General features: G+C 66.0%; 14 protein-coding genes. 10 read left to right on the forward strand and 4 right to left on the reverse strand.

Annotated elements, in window-relative coordinates; translation table 11 throughout:
- Positions 1-124: 124 nt before the first annotated feature.
- Positions 125-1,732 (forward strand): ABC transporter permease subunit, encoded by a 1,608-nt coding sequence (locus tag QNN99_RS17300; protein ID WP_229968449.1) that lies wholly within the window; start codon positions 125-127, stop codon positions 1,730-1,732.
- Entirely contained in the window at positions 1,729-2,646 is a 918-nt protein-coding gene (locus QNN99_RS17305; protein ID WP_229968451.1) for a sugar ABC transporter permease, read from the forward strand. The genes QNN99_RS17300 and QNN99_RS17305 overlap by 4 nt, the downstream gene beginning before the upstream one ends.
- Here QNN99_RS17305 and QNN99_RS17310 read toward each other — a convergent pair.
- Positions 2,643-3,620 (reverse strand): aldo/keto reductase, encoded by a 978-nt coding sequence (locus QNN99_RS17310; RefSeq protein WP_229968453.1) that lies wholly within the window; start codon positions 3,618-3,620, stop codon positions 2,643-2,645. The two genes, QNN99_RS17305 and QNN99_RS17310, sit on opposite strands and share 4 nt — an antisense overlap.
- A 174-nt stretch (positions 3,621-3,794) precedes the next feature.
- Between QNN99_RS17310 and QNN99_RS17315 the strand changes: the two genes are divergently transcribed.
- Both QNN99_RS17315 and QNN99_RS17320 read left to right on the forward strand, forming a co-directional pair.
- Entirely contained in the window at positions 3,795-4,868 is a 1,074-nt protein-coding gene (locus tag QNN99_RS17315; protein WP_229968454.1) for a CHAD domain-containing protein, read from the forward strand.
- A gap of 78 nt (positions 4,869-4,946) precedes the next feature.
- The gene (locus tag QNN99_RS17320) at positions 4,947-6,515 is read left to right on the forward strand and encodes an MFS transporter (RefSeq protein WP_229968457.1); all 1,569 of its coding nucleotides are present in this window, start codon (positions 4,947-4,949) and stop codon (positions 6,513-6,515) included.
- 19 nt (positions 6,516-6,534) lie between these two features.
- Here QNN99_RS17320 and QNN99_RS17325 read toward each other — a convergent pair whose 3' ends face one another.
- Complete coding sequence (locus tag QNN99_RS17325) at positions 6,535-7,569, reverse strand: LLM class flavin-dependent oxidoreductase (RefSeq protein WP_229968471.1); 1,035 nt, start codon at positions 7,567-7,569, stop codon at positions 6,535-6,537.
- Between the two features lie 215 nt (positions 7,570-7,784).
- Between QNN99_RS17325 and QNN99_RS17330 the strand changes: the two genes are divergently transcribed.
- Positions 7,785-8,858, forward strand: a complete 1,074-nt coding sequence (locus QNN99_RS17330; protein WP_229968459.1) for a lipid II:glycine glycyltransferase FemX — start codon at positions 7,785-7,787, stop codon at positions 8,856-8,858.
- A gap of 44 nt (positions 8,859-8,902) precedes the next feature.
- Positions 8,903-10,927 (forward strand): threonine/serine exporter family protein, encoded by a 2,025-nt coding sequence (locus QNN99_RS17335; RefSeq protein ID WP_331461800.1) that lies wholly within the window; start codon positions 8,903-8,905, stop codon positions 10,925-10,927.
- An 81-nt stretch (positions 10,928-11,008) separates the two neighbouring features.
- On the opposite strand, the gene QNN99_RS17340 is transcribed toward QNN99_RS17335, so the two are convergent.
- Together QNN99_RS17340 and QNN99_RS17345 are read right to left on the reverse strand one after the other, a co-directional pair.
- Positions 11,009-11,866, reverse strand: a complete 858-nt coding sequence (locus QNN99_RS17340) for a siderophore-interacting protein (RefSeq protein ID WP_229968461.1) — start codon at positions 11,864-11,866, stop codon at positions 11,009-11,011.
- A gap of 28 nt (positions 11,867-11,894) precedes the next feature.
- The gene (locus tag QNN99_RS17345; RefSeq protein ID WP_269439264.1) at positions 11,895-12,584 is read right to left on the reverse strand and encodes a uracil-DNA glycosylase; all 690 of its coding nucleotides are present in this window, start codon (positions 12,582-12,584) and stop codon (positions 11,895-11,897) included.
- A gap of 346 nt (positions 12,585-12,930) precedes the next feature.
- Between QNN99_RS17345 and QNN99_RS17350 the strand changes: the two genes are divergently transcribed.
- The 4 genes from QNN99_RS17350 (at position 12,931) to groL (ending at position 16,266) form a co-directional block, all read left to right on the forward strand.
- Positions 12,931-13,206: a DUF3263 domain-containing protein gene (locus QNN99_RS17350; protein ID WP_229968476.1), complete on the forward strand. Its 276-nt coding sequence runs from the start codon at positions 12,931-12,933 to the stop codon at positions 13,204-13,206.
- A gap of 36 nt (positions 13,207-13,242) precedes the next feature.
- Positions 13,243-13,860: a LytR C-terminal domain-containing protein gene (locus QNN99_RS17355; RefSeq protein ID WP_229968463.1), complete on the forward strand. Its 618-nt coding sequence runs from the start codon at positions 13,243-13,245 to the stop codon at positions 13,858-13,860.
- 213 nt (positions 13,861-14,073) lie between these two features.
- Positions 14,074-14,277, forward strand: a complete 204-nt coding sequence (locus tag QNN99_RS17360) for a cold-shock protein (protein ID WP_229968465.1) — start codon at positions 14,074-14,076, stop codon at positions 14,275-14,277.
- Between the two features lie 351 nt (positions 14,278-14,628).
- Positions 14,629-16,266, forward strand: coding sequence for a chaperonin GroEL (gene groL, locus QNN99_RS17365; RefSeq protein WP_229968467.1), 1,638 nt, complete (start codon positions 14,629-14,631; stop codon positions 16,264-16,266).
- Positions 16,267-16,465: the final 199 nt, after the last annotated feature.

Here is a 16,465-nt window from a genome sequence, read left to right on the forward strand (position 1 = left end):
TCGACACAGGTACGGCACGAGATAGACACAGCACCGGCCGCACAGCCGATGCAAGATACGCGGGCCGGGACACTGCAGTTTTAGGAGCAGTGTCCCGGCCCGAACCGGTTCAAGGAGAACCCCGATGGTTGATCAGCTGGACACCCCCGTCCGCTCAGACATTCCCGCACCAAAAACGAAACCCCGGCGCAGCCCGGACTCTACGGCTGGCCTGCTGGCCAAAATCCTGCTTCTGGGCCTGACGGATGCGTTTGCCGTTTACGTCCTGATGGCCCTGTTCATGAACGAGAAATGGACCATCCTGGCAGTAGCCACGGCCGTGACCGTGCTGATCAACTGGATTTACCTGCGCCGCGGCGGCCTGCCGGCCAAGTATCTGGCCCCCGGTGTCCTGTTCCTGCTCGTCTTTCAGGTCTTCGTGGTGGTCTACAGCGGCTACATCGCGTTCACCAACTACGGTGACGGGCACAACAGCACCAAGGACGATGCCATCTCGTCCATCTCCATGAGCGCGCAGAAGCGCATTCCGGATTCCCCCGCCTACCAGGTGTCTGTGGTGGAAAAGGGCGATGTCCTGTCGCTGCTGGTCACCGATCCCGACGGTGGCGTGCGGATCGGCACCACCGGCGAACCGCTGGCCGATGTCGACGGCGCCGAACTCGGCAGCACCGGCAAGGCCGTGGGCGCCGAGGGCTACCGCACACTGACCTTCAACGAACTGCTCGGCGCGCAGCAGGAAATCACCGCCATCCAGGTTCCCCTCGGTGAAGACCTCGATGAGGGCATCCTGCAGACGGCCGACGGCTCCAATGCGTACGTCTTCAAACCGGTGCTGGTCTACGACGAAGCGGCGGACACCTTCACCGACACCGAGTCCGGAGCCGTCTACACCGACGGCGGTGAAGGTTCCTTCATAACGGCCGACGGCGAACGCCTCGCCACGGGCTGGAAGGTGGGTGTCGGGTTCGAGAACTTTGAGCGTGCGTTCACCGATCCTGACCTGCGCGGACCGCTCGTCAGCGTTATTCTCTGGACCTTTGCGTTTGCGCTCGGATCGGTGCTGCTGTGCTTCGGACTGGGCCTGTTCCTTGCGCTCACGTTCAACCATCCGAACCTGCGCGGCAAAAAGATCTACCGCACCGTGATGATCCTGCCGTATGCCTTCCCCGCCTTCCTCGCCGGGCTGGTCTGGTCCGGGATGCTCAACCAGGAATTCGGCTTCATCAACGCCTCCCTGTTCGGCGGAGCCGATATTCCGTGGCTGACCGATCCGTGGCTGGCGAAGTTCAGCGTGCTGCTGGTGAACACGTGGCTGGGGTTCCCCTACATGTTCCTGGTCTGCACCGGAGCCCTGCAGTCCCTCCCGGAAGACGTCAACGAGGCCGCCCGGATGGACGGCGCCTCCGCGTGGCGGATCTTCCGCTCGATCAAGCTGCCGCTGCTGCTGGTCTCCACTGCACCGCTGCTGATCTCCACCTTTGCCTTCAACTTCAACAACTTCAACGTGATCTTCATGCTCACCGGCGGCGGGCCCCGGTTCTCCGATACCAACATGGACATCGGCGCCACCGACCTGCTGATCACGCTGGTCTACAAGGTGGCGTTCGGCCAGGGGTCCGGGCGTGACTACGGGCTGGCCAGTGCGCTCGCCGTCATCATCTTCATCATCGTGGCAGTCATTTCAGCGGTCAGCTTTCGGCAGACCAAGGCGCTGGAGGAAGTGAACTCATGAGCAATTCGACTCTGACCCCGGCACTCAAAACCGTCCCAACGGCTCCGGCACCCCGCAGGAAGTTCGCCGTCTGGTTCCGCGACAAGGGCTGGCGGCATCTGGTGGGCCTGGTCATGGGAGTTTTCGCGCTCTTTCCCCTGGCCTATGTGCTCTCCGCCGCGCTCAGCCCCACTGGCACGCTGGTCTCCGCGAGCGGGCTGTTCGGCACAATCGAGTTCGACAACTTCGTGAACCTCTTCTCGGACCCCCAGAAACCGTTCGCCAAGTGGTTTGTGAACACCCTTGTCGTCGGGTTGATCACCAGTGCCGGCACCGTGTTCCTCGGCGCCTTGGCCGCGTACTCCTTCTCCCGGATGCGTTTTACGGGCCGCCGTTTCGGACTGATGAGCCTGATGCTCCTGCAGATGTTTCCGCAGATGCTCGGCGTCGTCGCCATCTTCCTGCTGCTCAGCGGCATCTCCGACGTCGTGCCTTGGCTGGGCCTGGGCAGCCAGACCGGACTGATCATGGTCTATCTCGGCGGAGCCTTGGGTGTGAACACCTATCTGATGTACGGATTCTTCAACACCGTGCCGAAGTCCCTGGACGAGGCGGCCCGCATCGACGGTGCCAGCCACATCCAGATTTTCTTCACCATCATCCTGCGGCTGGTCACCCCCATCCTCGCCATTGTGGGGCTGCTGTCCTTCATCACGGCAACCGGCGAATTCCTGATCGCCTCCATTGTCCTGAATGATCCGGACACCCAGACGCTGGCAGTGGGCCTCTATTCCTTCGTCGGAGACAGCCAGTCCCGCACCTGGGGCGTCTTCTCCGCGGGTGCCGTCCTGGCCGCCCTGCCGGTGATGGTGCTGTTCCTGTTCCTGCAGCGCTTCATCTCCTCCGGGTTGGTTGCCGGAGCCGTGAAGGGCTAGAAGCCAGCCACGTGCCGGGGCGTGTAGTCCTGTTCCAGCTCCTCGAGATCCTCCGGCGAGAGCCGAAGGTCCAAGGCAGCCACGGCATCATCCAGATGGTCGACGGCGGAGGCGCCCAGCACCGGTGCCGTCACCGTCGGGTGGGTCAGAACCCAGGCCAGGGCCACCTGGGCACGCGGCACGCCGTGGCGTTGGGCCACCCGGAGGCCGGCGTCGGCAATGGCACTGTTGGGCACGTCCTGGCCTGAGTAGAGGGAGTGGCCCAGTTCGTCCTGCTGCTGGCGCCGGCTCACCCGGTCCCAGCCACGGGCCAGCCGGCCCCGGGCCAGGGGCGAATACGCCAGCACTCCGGTGCCGGTGGCTTCGCACAGGGGAATCATCTCGCGTTCCTCCTCGCGGTACACGAGGTTGTAATGCGCCTGCATGGTCACAAACGGTGACCAGCCGTTGGCATGCTGCAGTGTCAGCGCCCGGGCAAACTGCCAGGCGTACATGGTGGAAGCCCCCAGATACCTGACCTTGCCGGCCCGGACCAGCCCGTCCAGTGTTTCCAGGACCTCCTCCAGCGGGGTTGAGCCGTCCCACCGGTGGACCTGGTACAGGTCGATGTAGTCAGTGCCCAGGCGCCGCAGGCTTTCGTCCACCTGCCAGAGGATGTGCTTGCGGGAGAGCCCCCATCCGTTGGGGCCGGGTGCCATTTCGCCACGGACCTTGGTGGCGATCACCACCTCTTCCCGCTTGGCGTAGTTCACCAGGGCCGCGCCCGTGATCGCCTCGCTGTCCCCGGCGGAGTACACATTGGCGGTGTCGAAAAAATTGATGCCCAGGTCCAGGGCGCGGCGCAGGATCGGCCGTGACTCGGGTCCGGGCAGTGTCCACCCGTGGTTTCCGCGGCCGGGGTCGCCGAACGTCATGCACCCCAGACCGACGGCCGACACAATGGCTCCCGAGCTTCCCAGCTTTACGTATCTCATGTCGGTCATTGCGGCCTTTGCGTTCGGAAAGAATTCGCGGCGGCGGAGGCAAGCACCGGCACCGTACGGCGATGCTACCGCTGCGGCGGTACCCGGTACAGGGATGTCGCACCGTGGGCAGCTGCCGGTGTGCAGACCCTGCCGAGACGCGGCTTTGCCGCCATATACTGAGCCATGCCTACCGCTCAGGATCCGGAAATTTCCGTGCGACCGCCACGGCGCAGCCGCCCCGCAGGTGAGCCGGAACCCTCGCAGGAACAATCGTCGCCGGACATCCCGGCGCAAACGCCGACACCACACATCCCGATACCATCACCGGCTTCCCTCGCCCGGCAGATCGCTGGACGAGTCGCCGGCGGGAATTCCGCGCCGCTGACGCCCGAGGGCCCCGCCGGGCTCCTGCTGCTGGCGTATCTGCGCGGGCAGTTTCTTGCCATGCTGGCGGAAGATCCGCGGGTGCGGGCAGATCGTGCCGACGCCGTGCACAAGATGCGGGTCAGCACCCGTCGGATGCGGTCGGCTCTGGCGAGTTACCAGCGGGTGCTGGCCCCGGAGCCGGCGCGGACCGTGCGGAACGAACTCAAGTGGCTGGCCGGAGTTCTGGGCGCCGCCCGCGACGCACAGGTTCTGCGTGCCCGGTTGCACGCTCTGGTGAACGAGCAACCTGCCGAGCTGGTGATGGGACCGGTGCTGCAGCGCATCGACGAAGAGTTGCTGGGTGATTACGCCGCGGCGCATGCGGCGGTTGCCGGCGAGCTCGACGGCGTCCGCTACCGCCGTCTGCTGGAACAGCTCGAGGCGGTGGTGACCCGTCCCGACTTCACGGCCGCCGCAGAGGCGCCGGCCGCCGTAACGGCGGGCCGCATGCTGCAGCGCGACCGCAAGCGCCTGCACCAGCAGGTTCGGGATGCCCGTTCTGCCCGCAGTGATGATCATCGGGCACAAGCGCTGCACGACGCACGCAAAGACGCCAAACGGCTGCGCTACGCGGCCGAGGTCGCCCAGCCGGTGCGTGCCGACGACGTCACCGTGCTCATCGCCGGAGCCGAGCACGTACAAAAGATCCTCGGCGAGCACCAGGACAGCGTGGTGAGCCGCGACTACCTGCGCCGGTTGGGAGCCGCAGCGGCGGACCCCGGCCAGAACGGGTTCACCTTCGGACGGCTGCATGCCCTGGAGGAGGAGCGCGGAGAAACAGCCCGGAAGCAGTTCCGCAAGGCGTGGGCAACCTTTCCCCGGGTGGCCTGACCTGCCTGACTGGCCTGACCGGGAACGTCCGAGCCCGGCATGTCCGGACGGAGGTATCCCAGGACGGAGGTATCCGAGATGGACCCGGCCTCGCCCTGGGCGCCGCTGCGGCGCCGGATGTTCCTCATTCTGTGGCTGGCCAACCTCGGGTCCAACATCGGCACCTGGATGCAGACCGTCGGCGCGCAGTGGTACCTGGTGGAAAACAGCTCCAACGCGGCAGTGGTATCCCTGGTCCAGACCGCCAATCTGGCGCCCACCCTGCTGTTGGGCCTCGTGGCAGGGGTGCTCGCTGATGCCTTCAACCGCCGGCGCCTCATTTTCGGCGCGAACCTTTTTGCCGCCGCTGCCGCCGGCACGTTGACCGTCATAGCGGCGCTGGGCCTGCTGGATCCGGATTCGCTGCTGCTGTACACGTTCCTGATCGGCTGCGGCGTGGCCCTGAGCGCGCCGGCGTGGCAGGCCATCACGCCGGCGCTGGTTCCCCGCCGGGAAATCCGCGCCGCGGCGGCGCTGAGCAGTGTCGCGGTCAATGCCGCCCGGGCGGTGGGGCCCGCCGTGGCCGGTGTGCTGGTCTCCCTCCTGGGCCCGTCCTTCGTCTTCGGGCTCAACGCCGTTTCCTTTCTGGGCACGGCCGCCGCTGTTTATGCGTGGCGCTCACCTGCCGAGCCGGAGGATCCCGAGCGGATGGGAGAGGCCCTTGCCGCCGGCATGCGCTACATCCGGGCGGCTCCGCGGATCCGCCGTATCCTGCTCCGGACGGCGCTCTTCATGGTGCCTGCCAGCGCGCTCTATGCGCTGCTGCCCGTCGCCGTAAACGGCCACCTCCGTCTCGGGTCCACCGGATACGGACTGCTATTGGGGGCGCTGGGCGCAGGTGCCATTGTCGGCGTCGTACTGCTGCCCCGCGTCCAGGACCGGTTCAACGACAGCGTGATGCTGGGCCTCGCCGCTGCCGTCTTCGGAGCGGGGACATTTGCCGCCGGGTCCTTTCCCGCCGCAGTGCTGGCCGTCCTGCTGGTGTTCGCGGGGATCGCCTGGATTGCCACCTTCTCCATCCTCAACAGCGCCATGCAGCTCACGCTGCCGGAGTGGGTGCGTGCCCGCGGGCTCTCCGTCTACCTCATGGTGACCACCGGTGCGCAGGCGCTGGGCGCCGTCGTCTGGGGCTCGCTGGCAACCGTGTACGGCTATGGTCCGGTGCTGGCGGCGGCGGGACTCGTCCTGGCCGCCGCGGGCGTGAGCGTGTCGGTGCTGCCGCTGCTGCCCCGCACCGGCCGGCTGGACCGCAGCGTGGCTGAAGCGGACCTGGGGATCGAGCCGACGCAGGAGCCGGCGCCCGACGCCGGCCCGGTCACCATCCTTATCGCTTACGAGCTTGCTCCGGACAAGGCAGCGGACTTCGTGCACCTGATGCACGAGGTGCGCCTTTCCCGGATGCGGACCGGAGCGCGGGACTGGGAGCTGGTGCACTCAGTGACTGACTCCAGCCAGTTCCGCGAGATTTACGACGTCGCCACCTGGCGCGAGTACCTGCGCCAGGAACAGGAGCGCACCACGGGGGAGGACCGGAAGGTGATCGACCAGGCAGCCGGGCTGGCCGAGACGGAACCGCGCATCCGGTGGTTCCTTCCGGCGTCGGCCTGATGCCGGGCCAGCCTCCGGGCTAGGCCAGCTGTTCGCGCACCAGCGGGGCAACCTCGGTGCCGTACAGACGGATGCAGTTCATCATCAGCTCATGAGGGAGGGTGCCCAGGCTGTATTTCAGGTCAAAGCGGCTCAGCTCCAGTTCCCGGGCCACCCTGACGATCTTGGCGGCGACGGTTGCGGGCGAGCCAATAAACAGGGCGCCCTCGGGGCCGGCCGAGGCAAGGTAGTCGCTGTGCGTGGTCGGGCTCCAGCCGCGCTCGCGGCCGATCCGGTTCTGCATCCGCTCGAAATGCGGCCAGGCCTCCTCGAGCGCCTGCTCATCAGTGGCGGCAATGTAGCCGGGGGAGTGGGCGCCCACCGGGAGCAGAGGCTGGCCGAACTGGGCCAGTGCCCGCTTGTACAGGTCCACGAACGGTGCGAAGCGTGCCGGTTCCCCGCCGATGATCGCCAACATCAGGGGCAGGCCGTAGTGGGCGGCCCGGACCACGGACTGCGGAGTGCCGCCGACGGCGATCCACACCGGAAGCTTCCCGCCGGCGGTGGGCGGATATACCCGCTGGTTCTGCAGCGGTGCCCGGGTGCTGCCGCTCCACGTCACCGGGGTTTCGCGGCGCAGCTCGGTGAAGAGCTCCAGCTTTTCCTCGAAGAGTTCGTCGTACTGGGCCAGATCCAGCCCGAACAGCGGAAAGGACTCAGTGAAGGAGCCGCGGCCCAGGATCACTTCGGCGCGGCCGTTGGAAACGGCATCCAGCGTCGAAAAGCGCTGAAAGACCCGGATCGGATCATCGGAGCTCAGGACGGTGACCGCCGACCCGAGCCGGATCCTGCTGGTTTGCCCGGCGATCGCGGCGAGGACCACCTCCGGTGCCGATACCGCGAAATCCTCCCGGTGGTGTTCTCCGACGCCGATGAAGTCGACGCCGACCGAGTCCGCCAACACCGCCTCGGCCACGACGTTGCGCAGAACCTGGTGCTGTGGAAGCCGTTCACCGGCCGGGTCCGACGTCACGTCGCCGAAGGTGTCCAACCCGAGTTCCAGCCGCTGTCCCATGGTGCTCCCTGTTCGCGCAAACTTCATGAATTTGCATCTAGTCTAGCCGCGGCCTTCGGTGCGAACTCACACCGCCCGAGGCTCCCGGGATTTCATTGAGTGATCGTCCCACCGGATAGACTTGGGGACGGCCGCCGGGCGTTTTCCGGGGTCACTTTTGGATCAGCCGCAGATGGTGCAAGCGATCAAGCGATCAAATGATTAGTTGAGGTATTTTGCGAGACTTTAGTGCACGTCTGGCCACCGCCGACGAGAGAGACAAATGGGACAGCCACGTGCAGTCCAACCCGTGCGGCGGCAACGTGCTGCAGTCCGCTTCGTACGCGGAGGTCAAGTCCCACCACGGATGGAATCCCATCCACTTGGTGTTCACCGGCCGCGGCTACACGACGTACAACCTGGCGATCGAAAAGAAGGTTCCCGGCCTGGGCAGCCTCTGGTACCTGATTAAGGGACCGGACGTCGCTGAGCCGTCCCACGTGCCCGAGGTCCTGGATGCGCTGCGCCGGTTCATCAAGGAGACCAAGCGAAACGTGTTCGCCGTGAAGGTGGAACCGGACATCGTTGACAGTGCCGAGGTGCGGGCCCAGTTCGAGGGCGCCGGCCTGGTCAAGACCTTCAACCTGCAGCCCAATGACTCCACGGCGCTGCTGGACACCACACCGGACATCGAGCAGGTCCTGAAGAACATCTCTTCGCGCGGCCGCAACGCCGTCCGCCGGGCAATCCGTGAAGGCGCCGACGTGCGCCGGGTGGAGCCCACCGAAGAGAATATGCGCACCATGTACAAACTCATGAGCCATATCGAGGACCGTTCCGCGGCGCGGATGCGCTCCTACGAGTACTACCACCGCTTCTGGTCCAACTTCGTGGCTGCGGGTCAGGGCCGGTTCTACTTTGCCTTCGAAAACGGAGAACCCACGGTGGGTGCCTTCGTCATCGCCTACGGCAAGAAGGGTACGTACAAGGACGGCGGCTCCAAGCCCCGCCGCAACCAGTACGGAGACTCGCACCTGGTTCAATGGACGGCCATCACCGAACTGAAGGAAGACTTCGGCATTGAGCAGTACGACTTCTGCGGAACGCCTCCGAGTGACCAGCTGAAAAACAAGGAACATCCCCACCATGGGCTGGGGCTGTTCAAGACCAGCTTCTCGAAGACCGTCACGGACTTCGTGGGCTGCTACGACTTGGTCCTGGACCCGCTGCGGTACAAGATCTGGAACGCCATCGGTGAACGCGTCGCGCGGCAGATTTACTGGCGCCGGCACCAGCAGCCGTTCTACTAACAGCAAGTGCGCCTGAACGGATTTCAGGCAACAGAGGCGAAAGGGTGAGTCCTTTGGAAAACACGTCCGATGCAGACCGCCAAAAGCCTGCACAGAACCCCGATCCGATGGTGGGACTGATACCGGTCATCCGGCGTCCCGGGCAGGAGTCGTCCGCCGGGCAGGAGTCCGCCGGGCAGGAGTCTGCCGGGCAGGAGTCCGCCGGGCAGGAGTCCGCGGGGCAGGAGTCTGCCGGACAGGAGTCTGCCGGACAGGAGTCCGCCGCAGGGCAGCCCAGGACCGGGCACCCCAGGACAGAGCAGCAGCCCCGGGCATCAGGGGCTAAAAAGGCACCCGCGGGTGCCAAGGTGCGGCGTCCCGCTGCGCCCGGCAAGGCACCGAAGGGATCGGCTTCCAAGAGCACCATGGGGCTCCCCACCGGTCCGGGGGGCTTCGGGCTGAGGAGCACCAAACCCAAGCCGCCTCCCCCCACCACCTCGGTGATGCTGACGCCCTCCAAAGGCACCTCGGGCGGACTGGGCTCCGGACGCATCCCGGGGTCCGGGTTTGGCAGCGGCAAACCCGGAAAGCCCGCTGGCACAACCCAGCCGCCGCGGAAGCCCCGCTCCCGCAAGACGGTGCCGGGTCAGCAGCACACCAGCGCCGGCAGCGCTGCCCGGCAGCAGGACCGTTCATCGGCAGCCGCCCGGCGGATGCTGCGCAGGCTGGTCCAGGGGGAGACTCCTCCCACCCAGGCCATGTCCATCGTGGAGCGGTTGGCCGGTTCCCCGTACGCAAATCCCCTGGTGCGCACCGCCGGTCCCGATGCCTCGGCCCGGAAGACGCTGGACCTCGCCCTCAGCCTGGCGGAGACCATGTTCCGGTACGGTGCGGGTGCCCTGGAGGTGGAGACGGCGATTATCGCAGTCACTGCAGCCTTCGGCTTGGAAAGCATCGAGGTGGACATCACCAACCAGTCGGTGCTGCTGAACCACTCGCCCAAGGACCAGACACCCATCACCGTCATGCGGGTGGTCCGTTCCTGGACAAACAACTATGCAGGTCTGGGCCTGGTTCACCAGCTCGTGACGGACATCATCGACGGCGGACTGTCCCGTGCCGAGGCCGCCAACCGGCTCAACGAAATCACCCACCAGACGAAGCCGTTTCCGCGGTGGGGGGTGACGGCGTCAACCGGAGTGTTTTCCGCCGCGATCGTTGGCTTTATCGGCGGCGGGCCGCTGGCTTCCCTGGTGGCCTTCCTCAGTACGGTCCTGGTCAGCCTGCTGCAGCGCCTGCTGGGCCGCTGGCGGGTGCCGGACTTTTTCAGCACCGCCGCCGCGGGGTTCGTGGTCACTGCCATCGCCATGATCTTCTGGTCCTTCAACGTGCCGATTTCGCCGGGCATCGTGGTGGCCGGCGGCATCCTGCTGCTCCTGCCCACCGGGCGATTGGTCTCGGCAGTGCAGGATGCGATCAACGGCTTCCCGGTCACCGCCTCCGGCCGTTTCCTGTCCGCGTTCCTGACGTTCGGCGCGCTGGTCGCGGGCATCGCCGTCGCGCTGGTTGTGGGTGCCCTGGCCGGCATGCCGCGGCTGGACGTGACCAGCGTTACCGGATCCCAGTATCCGTTTGTGGTGACGATGCTGCTGCTGGCCGTGGCGCTGGCCACGATCTGTGTGGTGGAGCAGTCACCGATGAATCTGGTGCTGCCTACGGTCCTGACCGGAGCCGCGGGTTACCTGGTGTTCGAGCTGTGTGAGCTGGTGGGTCTGGGGCCCCGGCTCACGCCGGCTGTGGCGGCCGTCTTCATCGGCATGCTGGCCCGCATGATTGCCCTGCGGATGGGCGCGCCGCAGCTGATTGTTGCGGTTCCGGCGGTGCTCTTCCTCTTCCCGGGGCTGAGCATTTTCCGTGCCATGTACGGCCTGAGCGTCGGCTCGGACGACTTCACCGCCGGTGCCGTGGGGATCTTCAATGCGCTGACGGTGATCCTGGCAATCGCCGGCGGCGTGGTGATGGGAGACAACCTCGCCCGGCCGCTGACGCGGAGCCTTTCCGGCAACGACCGCCGGAACCGCCGCCGGTAGTCTGCGGAACGACCGGCCGCGGTTCTGCGGCCACACAGCAGGGCCGGCCTTAGCTGGAAAGAGGGCCCCGGAACGCAGGATCTAGAGGATCTTGCCGACCGGGGTCTTTTTTTCTGCCTGGAAGGCATCCTCGGTGCGTCCGGCGGCCCAGTATCCGGACAGGGACACCTGCCGGCGCTCGAGCCCGTGACCGGCGAAGAAAATATCGCGCAGCGCCTTCATAGCCTCCCGCTCGCCGTGCGCGAAGACCTGCACATCATTGTTCGGCCACGGTGCGGCAGCAACGGCTGCAGCCAGCAGGCCGGTGTTTCCGGCCGGCAGATCACCGCGGTACAACCAGGACACGGTGACCCCCGCGGGCGCCGTCAGCGGCTGCCGGTCCTCCGGACCGCCCACTTCCAGAAACACCTGTCCAACGGCGGAGGCCGGCAGGGCTTCCAGCACGGCGGCAGTGGCGGGCAGAGCGGACTCGTCAGCGGCGAAAAGGTACCATCCGGCGTCGGGATCGGGGCTGAAGGCTCCGGCCGGGCCGGCGAACGTTAAGGCCTCACCCGCTGTGGCCTGGGCAGCCCAGGGTCCGGCAAGGCCTTCGTCGCCGTGAACCACAAAATCGATGGCCAGCTCGCGGGCCGCTGAATTGACGCTGCGGATCGTGTAGGTGCGCGACACCGGCCACTCCTCACGGGGAAAATCCTGCCGCAGGGACTCGAGCTCGGACTTCCCGTCCAGCGGCTTGCCATCCGGGCCAAACCAGATTTTGCAGTAGGCATCGGCGCAGCCGTTCTCGACAAAACGCTCAAAGTTGGGGCCACCGGCGATGATGCGCACCATGTGCGGCGTCAGCTGCTCCCGCCGCAAAACCTCAAGGGTCAGCAGCGGGCGGGACCGCCGGGGAGCATCCTGCGCGGGCATCGCGGCGGGCACGGAACGGTCAGGCATGCGGTTCTCCTCGATCAACGGGTTTCCCCTACCGTATCGCGTCCAACCGCCAGTCCACCGGCTCCGCTCCCTGCTGCAGCAGCAGCTCGTTGGTCCGGCTGAAGGGGCGCGAACCGAAGAACCCGCGCGACGCCGAGAGCGGGCTGGGATGGGCGGATTCAATCCGGGGAACCCCCTCCAACAGGGGAACGATGGAACGGGCGTCATTGCCCCAGAGCACCGCAACCAGCGGAGCGGGGCTGCCGTCCGGGGTCCGGCGGGCGACGACGGCGCGGACGGCCTGCTCGGTGATCTGTTCCCAGCCGCGCCTGCGGTGCGATCCGGCGCTGCCCGCCCGGACCGTCAGGACCCGGTTCAGCAGCAGGACGCCCTGATCGGCCCAGGCACTGAGGTCCCCGTGCGGGCTCGGGGGAATTCCCACATCCGCCGCGAGTTCCTTATAGATGTTGTTCAGGCTCCGCGGCAACGGACGTACGCCGCGGTCCACCGAGAAGGACAGCCCCACCGCGTGGCCCGGGGTCGGGTACGGGTCCTGGCCGATCAGCAGGACCTTGACGTCCGCGAGGGGGCGGGAAAACGCCCGAAGGATGTTTCCCGGGGACGGCAGCACGGCGGAGCCGGAGCGGCGCTCCTCCTCCAACAGGCCGGCGAGCCGATGCAGTTCCGGGGCGGCCGGAGCCAACGCCCGAGCCCAATCCGGTGCCATGACGTCGGCCAGGCGCGCCGGGGCCGCAAAGGGGAACGGTTCTGCCGCCTCGGCGCCGGCTCGCGACGCCGCAGCGCCGTCGTGCCCTGGGCCGTTGTGTCCTGGACTGTTGTGCTCTGGATCATTGGCCGGGAGGGGCGGGGTGGGCGGCAGCGAAAAGAGGGTCGGATCATTGGAACTCACCCTTCCAGCCTAGGCCCGGCGCGGTTCTGCGGTGCTCGCACGCCGTCGGACCGGAAGTTGTGACGCCGGCGGAACCACCCCGAATGACAAGGCTGTTATTTCCGAACTAGCATGGATGGGAAACCGACAACCGATCTGGGAGCATCCTGTGGCCGAAACAACCGAAGCCTTCTCAATGGACGGCACGGTTGACCCCGACAGTCCGCTCGGGGAACAGGAACAGCAGATGCTCGCGCTGGAGCGGGCCTGGTGGAAATACGCCGGGGCGAAGGAACAGGCCATCCGCGAGCTGTTCGGCATGTCCGCCACCCGTTATTACCAGGTCCTCAACGCGTTGATCGATACCGAGGACGCTCTGGCTCACGACCCGATGCTGGTCAAGAGACTGCGTAGACTACGTACCACCCGTCAGCGCGCGCGTACCGCCCGTCGTTCAGGCTCTGACGTCTAACCGGCGCCACCTGAGACCAAGGACAGATACCCAACCATGAGCAAATATCCCCGGGATGAGTTTGACAAGGTTCCCGAGACGTCGTCGCGGCAGGGTGTCCACCGGGAACGGCTGATCCCCTCGCGGTCGGGCAGTCTCGCCCTGATCATTACCGTCGGAGTGCTGGCCCTGGTTCTTGGACTCGCTGCTTATTTCGTCCTGCCGCGCCTGGGCATCGGACAGGGCGACGGCGCTTCGGCGCCCGCCTCGAATTCGTCCACCCCCGCGGAAAGCCCGGAATCGCGGCCCGCTGGGACGGAAACGGCGGAGCCCGCACCGTCTGCCAGCCCCACGCCGAGCGCCTCGCCGAGCCCCACGCCGTCGCCGACCCCAGCAGCCGTCGTGGACCGGTCCCAGCCTGTGGTGGTGCTGAACGCAAGCGGCATCGGGGGACTCGGAGCCAACGTCTCGGCACTGATTGCGGCCGACGGCTGGACCACCGCACAGGTCGCCAACTGGGGCGGAACGCCCCTGCAAACGTCAGTCATTTTCTACGGCAACGCCGAGCAGCTGCCGAACGCGCAGGAGCTGTCGAGGGTACTGGGCATCCCCAACCTCCGCGAGTCCCCGGAGTTTACTTTGGTGACCGTCGCGCCCGGCCCCGGGTTCCAGTAACCGGCCGAAAGAGCCCCCGACCGTAAAAACTCCATAACGATCCTGCATCCACGTTTGTGGCCCGGATCACGCTGGCTAAAGTGAGTGCCAGCCGTGCGACGCCGGCCCGGGACCAGGCAAGGATATCCGCCCAACCCAGGCCGCCTGTCCGCCGGACCGTTCCGCCACGGCATCCGGCGGAACGAACGAGCGAAACAAGGTTGGAGAAACGCAATGGCGCAGGGGATCGTCAAATGGTTCAACGGGGAAAAAGGGTACGGGTTCATCACGCTGGACGAGGCCCAGACGGATGTTTTCGTGCATTGGTCTGCGATCCAGGCGTCGGGGTACCGCACGCTGGAAGAAGGCCAGCGCGTGGAGTTTGAAATTGGAGAAGGCCAGAAAGGTCCGCAGGCGGAAGACGTGCGCACCGTTTAGCGGCGGACCGCCGCAGCCGAGGCGGCGGCCCCGGTCCGGGGCTGCCGCCGTTTTCGTGCGCCGGGAGATCGCGCCGGACCCGCGGCGCACCTGTGTTGATGAATGTGACGACGGCAGCGATGAGCCGTGATCGCTTGCACTCAGTGTGTGGGAGTGCTAATTATTGACTTAGCACTCTTGCCGTATGACTGCTAAATGCGGTCGGCGTTGAGTGAAAAAGCAAGCCACTGAGGTGAGGACCTGCGGGAGCGTAAAGAGATCGCCCCTCAAGGTCCGTCCGTCGCGGGCACCGCAGTCTGGAATGCAACATCCTGCAGCAAGCATGACTGTTCCGAAAGGACGAAAGCCGTTATGGCCAAGATCATTGCATTTGACGAAGAGGCCCGCCGCGGCCTTGAGCGCGGACTGAACATCCTCGCCGACGCCGTGAAGGTCACGCTGGGCCCGCGCGGCCGCAACGTGGTCCTCGAAAAGAAGTGGGGCGCACCCACCATCACGAACGACGGCGTTTCCATCGCCAAGGAGATCGAGCTCGACGATCCCTACGAAAAGATCGGCGCCGAGCTGGTCAAGGAAGTTGCCAAGAAGACTGACGATGTTGCCGGTGACGGCACCACCACGGCAACCGTCCTGGCCCAGGCCCTGGTCAAGGAAGGCCTGCGCAACGTTGCCGCCGGCGCCGACCCGCTGAGCCTGAAGCGCGGCATCGAGAAGGCTGTCGAGGCCGTCACGGCCGAGCTGCTGTCCTCTGCCAAGGAAATCGAAACCAAAGAGCAGATTGCTGCCACGGCTTCCATCTCCGCCGGTGACCAGCAGATCGGCGACCTGATCGCCGAAGCTCTGGACAAGGTCGGCAAGGAAGGCGTCATCACCGTCGAAGAGTCCAACACCTTCGGCCTTGAGCTTGAGCTCACGGAAGGTATGCGCTTCGACAAGGGTTACATCTCCGGATACTTCGTGACTGACGCTGAGCGCCAGGAAACGGTTCTGGAAGACCCGTACATCCTGATCGTCAACTCGAAGATCTCCAACGTCAAGGATCTCGTTGCGGTCCTCGAGAAGATCATGCAGTCCGGCAAGCCGCTGCTGATCATCGCCGAAGACGTTGAGGGCGAAGCCCTGGCGACGCTGGTTGTCAACAAGATCCGCGGCACGTTCAAGTCGGTTGCCGTCAAGGCTCCGGGCTTCGGCGACCGCCGCAAGGCCCAGCTCGCAGACATCGCCATCCTCACCGGTGGCCAGGTCATCGCCGAGGAAGTCGGCCTGAAGCTGGAAAACGCCACGCTGGACCTGCTGGGCAAGGCTCGCAAGGTCGTTGTCACCAAGGACGAGACCACGATCGTGGAAGGCGCCGGTGACCCCGAGGAAATCGCGGGCCGCGTCAACCAGATCCGTGCCGAGATCGAGAACTCCGATTCCGATTACGACCGCGAGAAGCTGCAGGAACGCCTGGCCAAGCTGGCCGGCGGCGTTGCAGTCATCAAGGCCGGCGCAGCCACTGAGGTTGAGCTGAAAGAGCGCAAGCACCGCATTGAGGACGCTGTCCGCAACGCCAAGGCTGCGGTTGAAGAAGGCATCGTCGCCGGTGGCGGCGTTGCCCTCATCCAGGCCGGCCTGAAGGCCTTCGCCAACCTCAACCTTGAGGGTGACGAAGCAACGGGCGCGAACATCGTGCGCGTAGCCATCGATGCTCCGCTGAAGCAGATCGCCTTCAACGCAGGCATGGAGCCGGGCGTTGTTGTCGACAAGGTTCGCGGCCTGCCCGAAGGCTGGGGCCTGAACGCTGCAACCGGCGAGTACGAAGACCTGCTGGCTGCCGGCGTCAATGACCCGGTAAAGGTGACCCGCTCTGCCCTGCAGAACGCGGCCTCCATCGCCGGTCTGTTCCTGACCACCGAAGCAGTGGTTGCCGACAAGCCCGAAAAGGCTGCACCGGCAATGGGCGGCGGCGACGAAATGGGCGGCATGGGCGGTATGGGCGGCTTCTAGCAGCCCTGGACCGTTCCGGCCCTGGACCGTCTGGTGCACGCCGGAACGGTCTGACCCGGAACGGTCCGCCCTGACGCGCTGCTGATTGAAGCAGCGCGTTGAACGACTGTTCGGCGCGCGAGTATTTCAGCGCAGCACACCTGTTTCAGTACACCTGGTTCAGTGCAGAGGCGGGGGGGGGGGGGGGGGGGGGGGGGGG

The organism is Arthrobacter sp. zg.Y820 (genome assembly GCF_030125555.1).
In the GTDB taxonomy this organism is placed as follows: domain Bacteria; phylum Actinomycetota; class Actinomycetes; order Actinomycetales; family Micrococcaceae; genus Arthrobacter_B.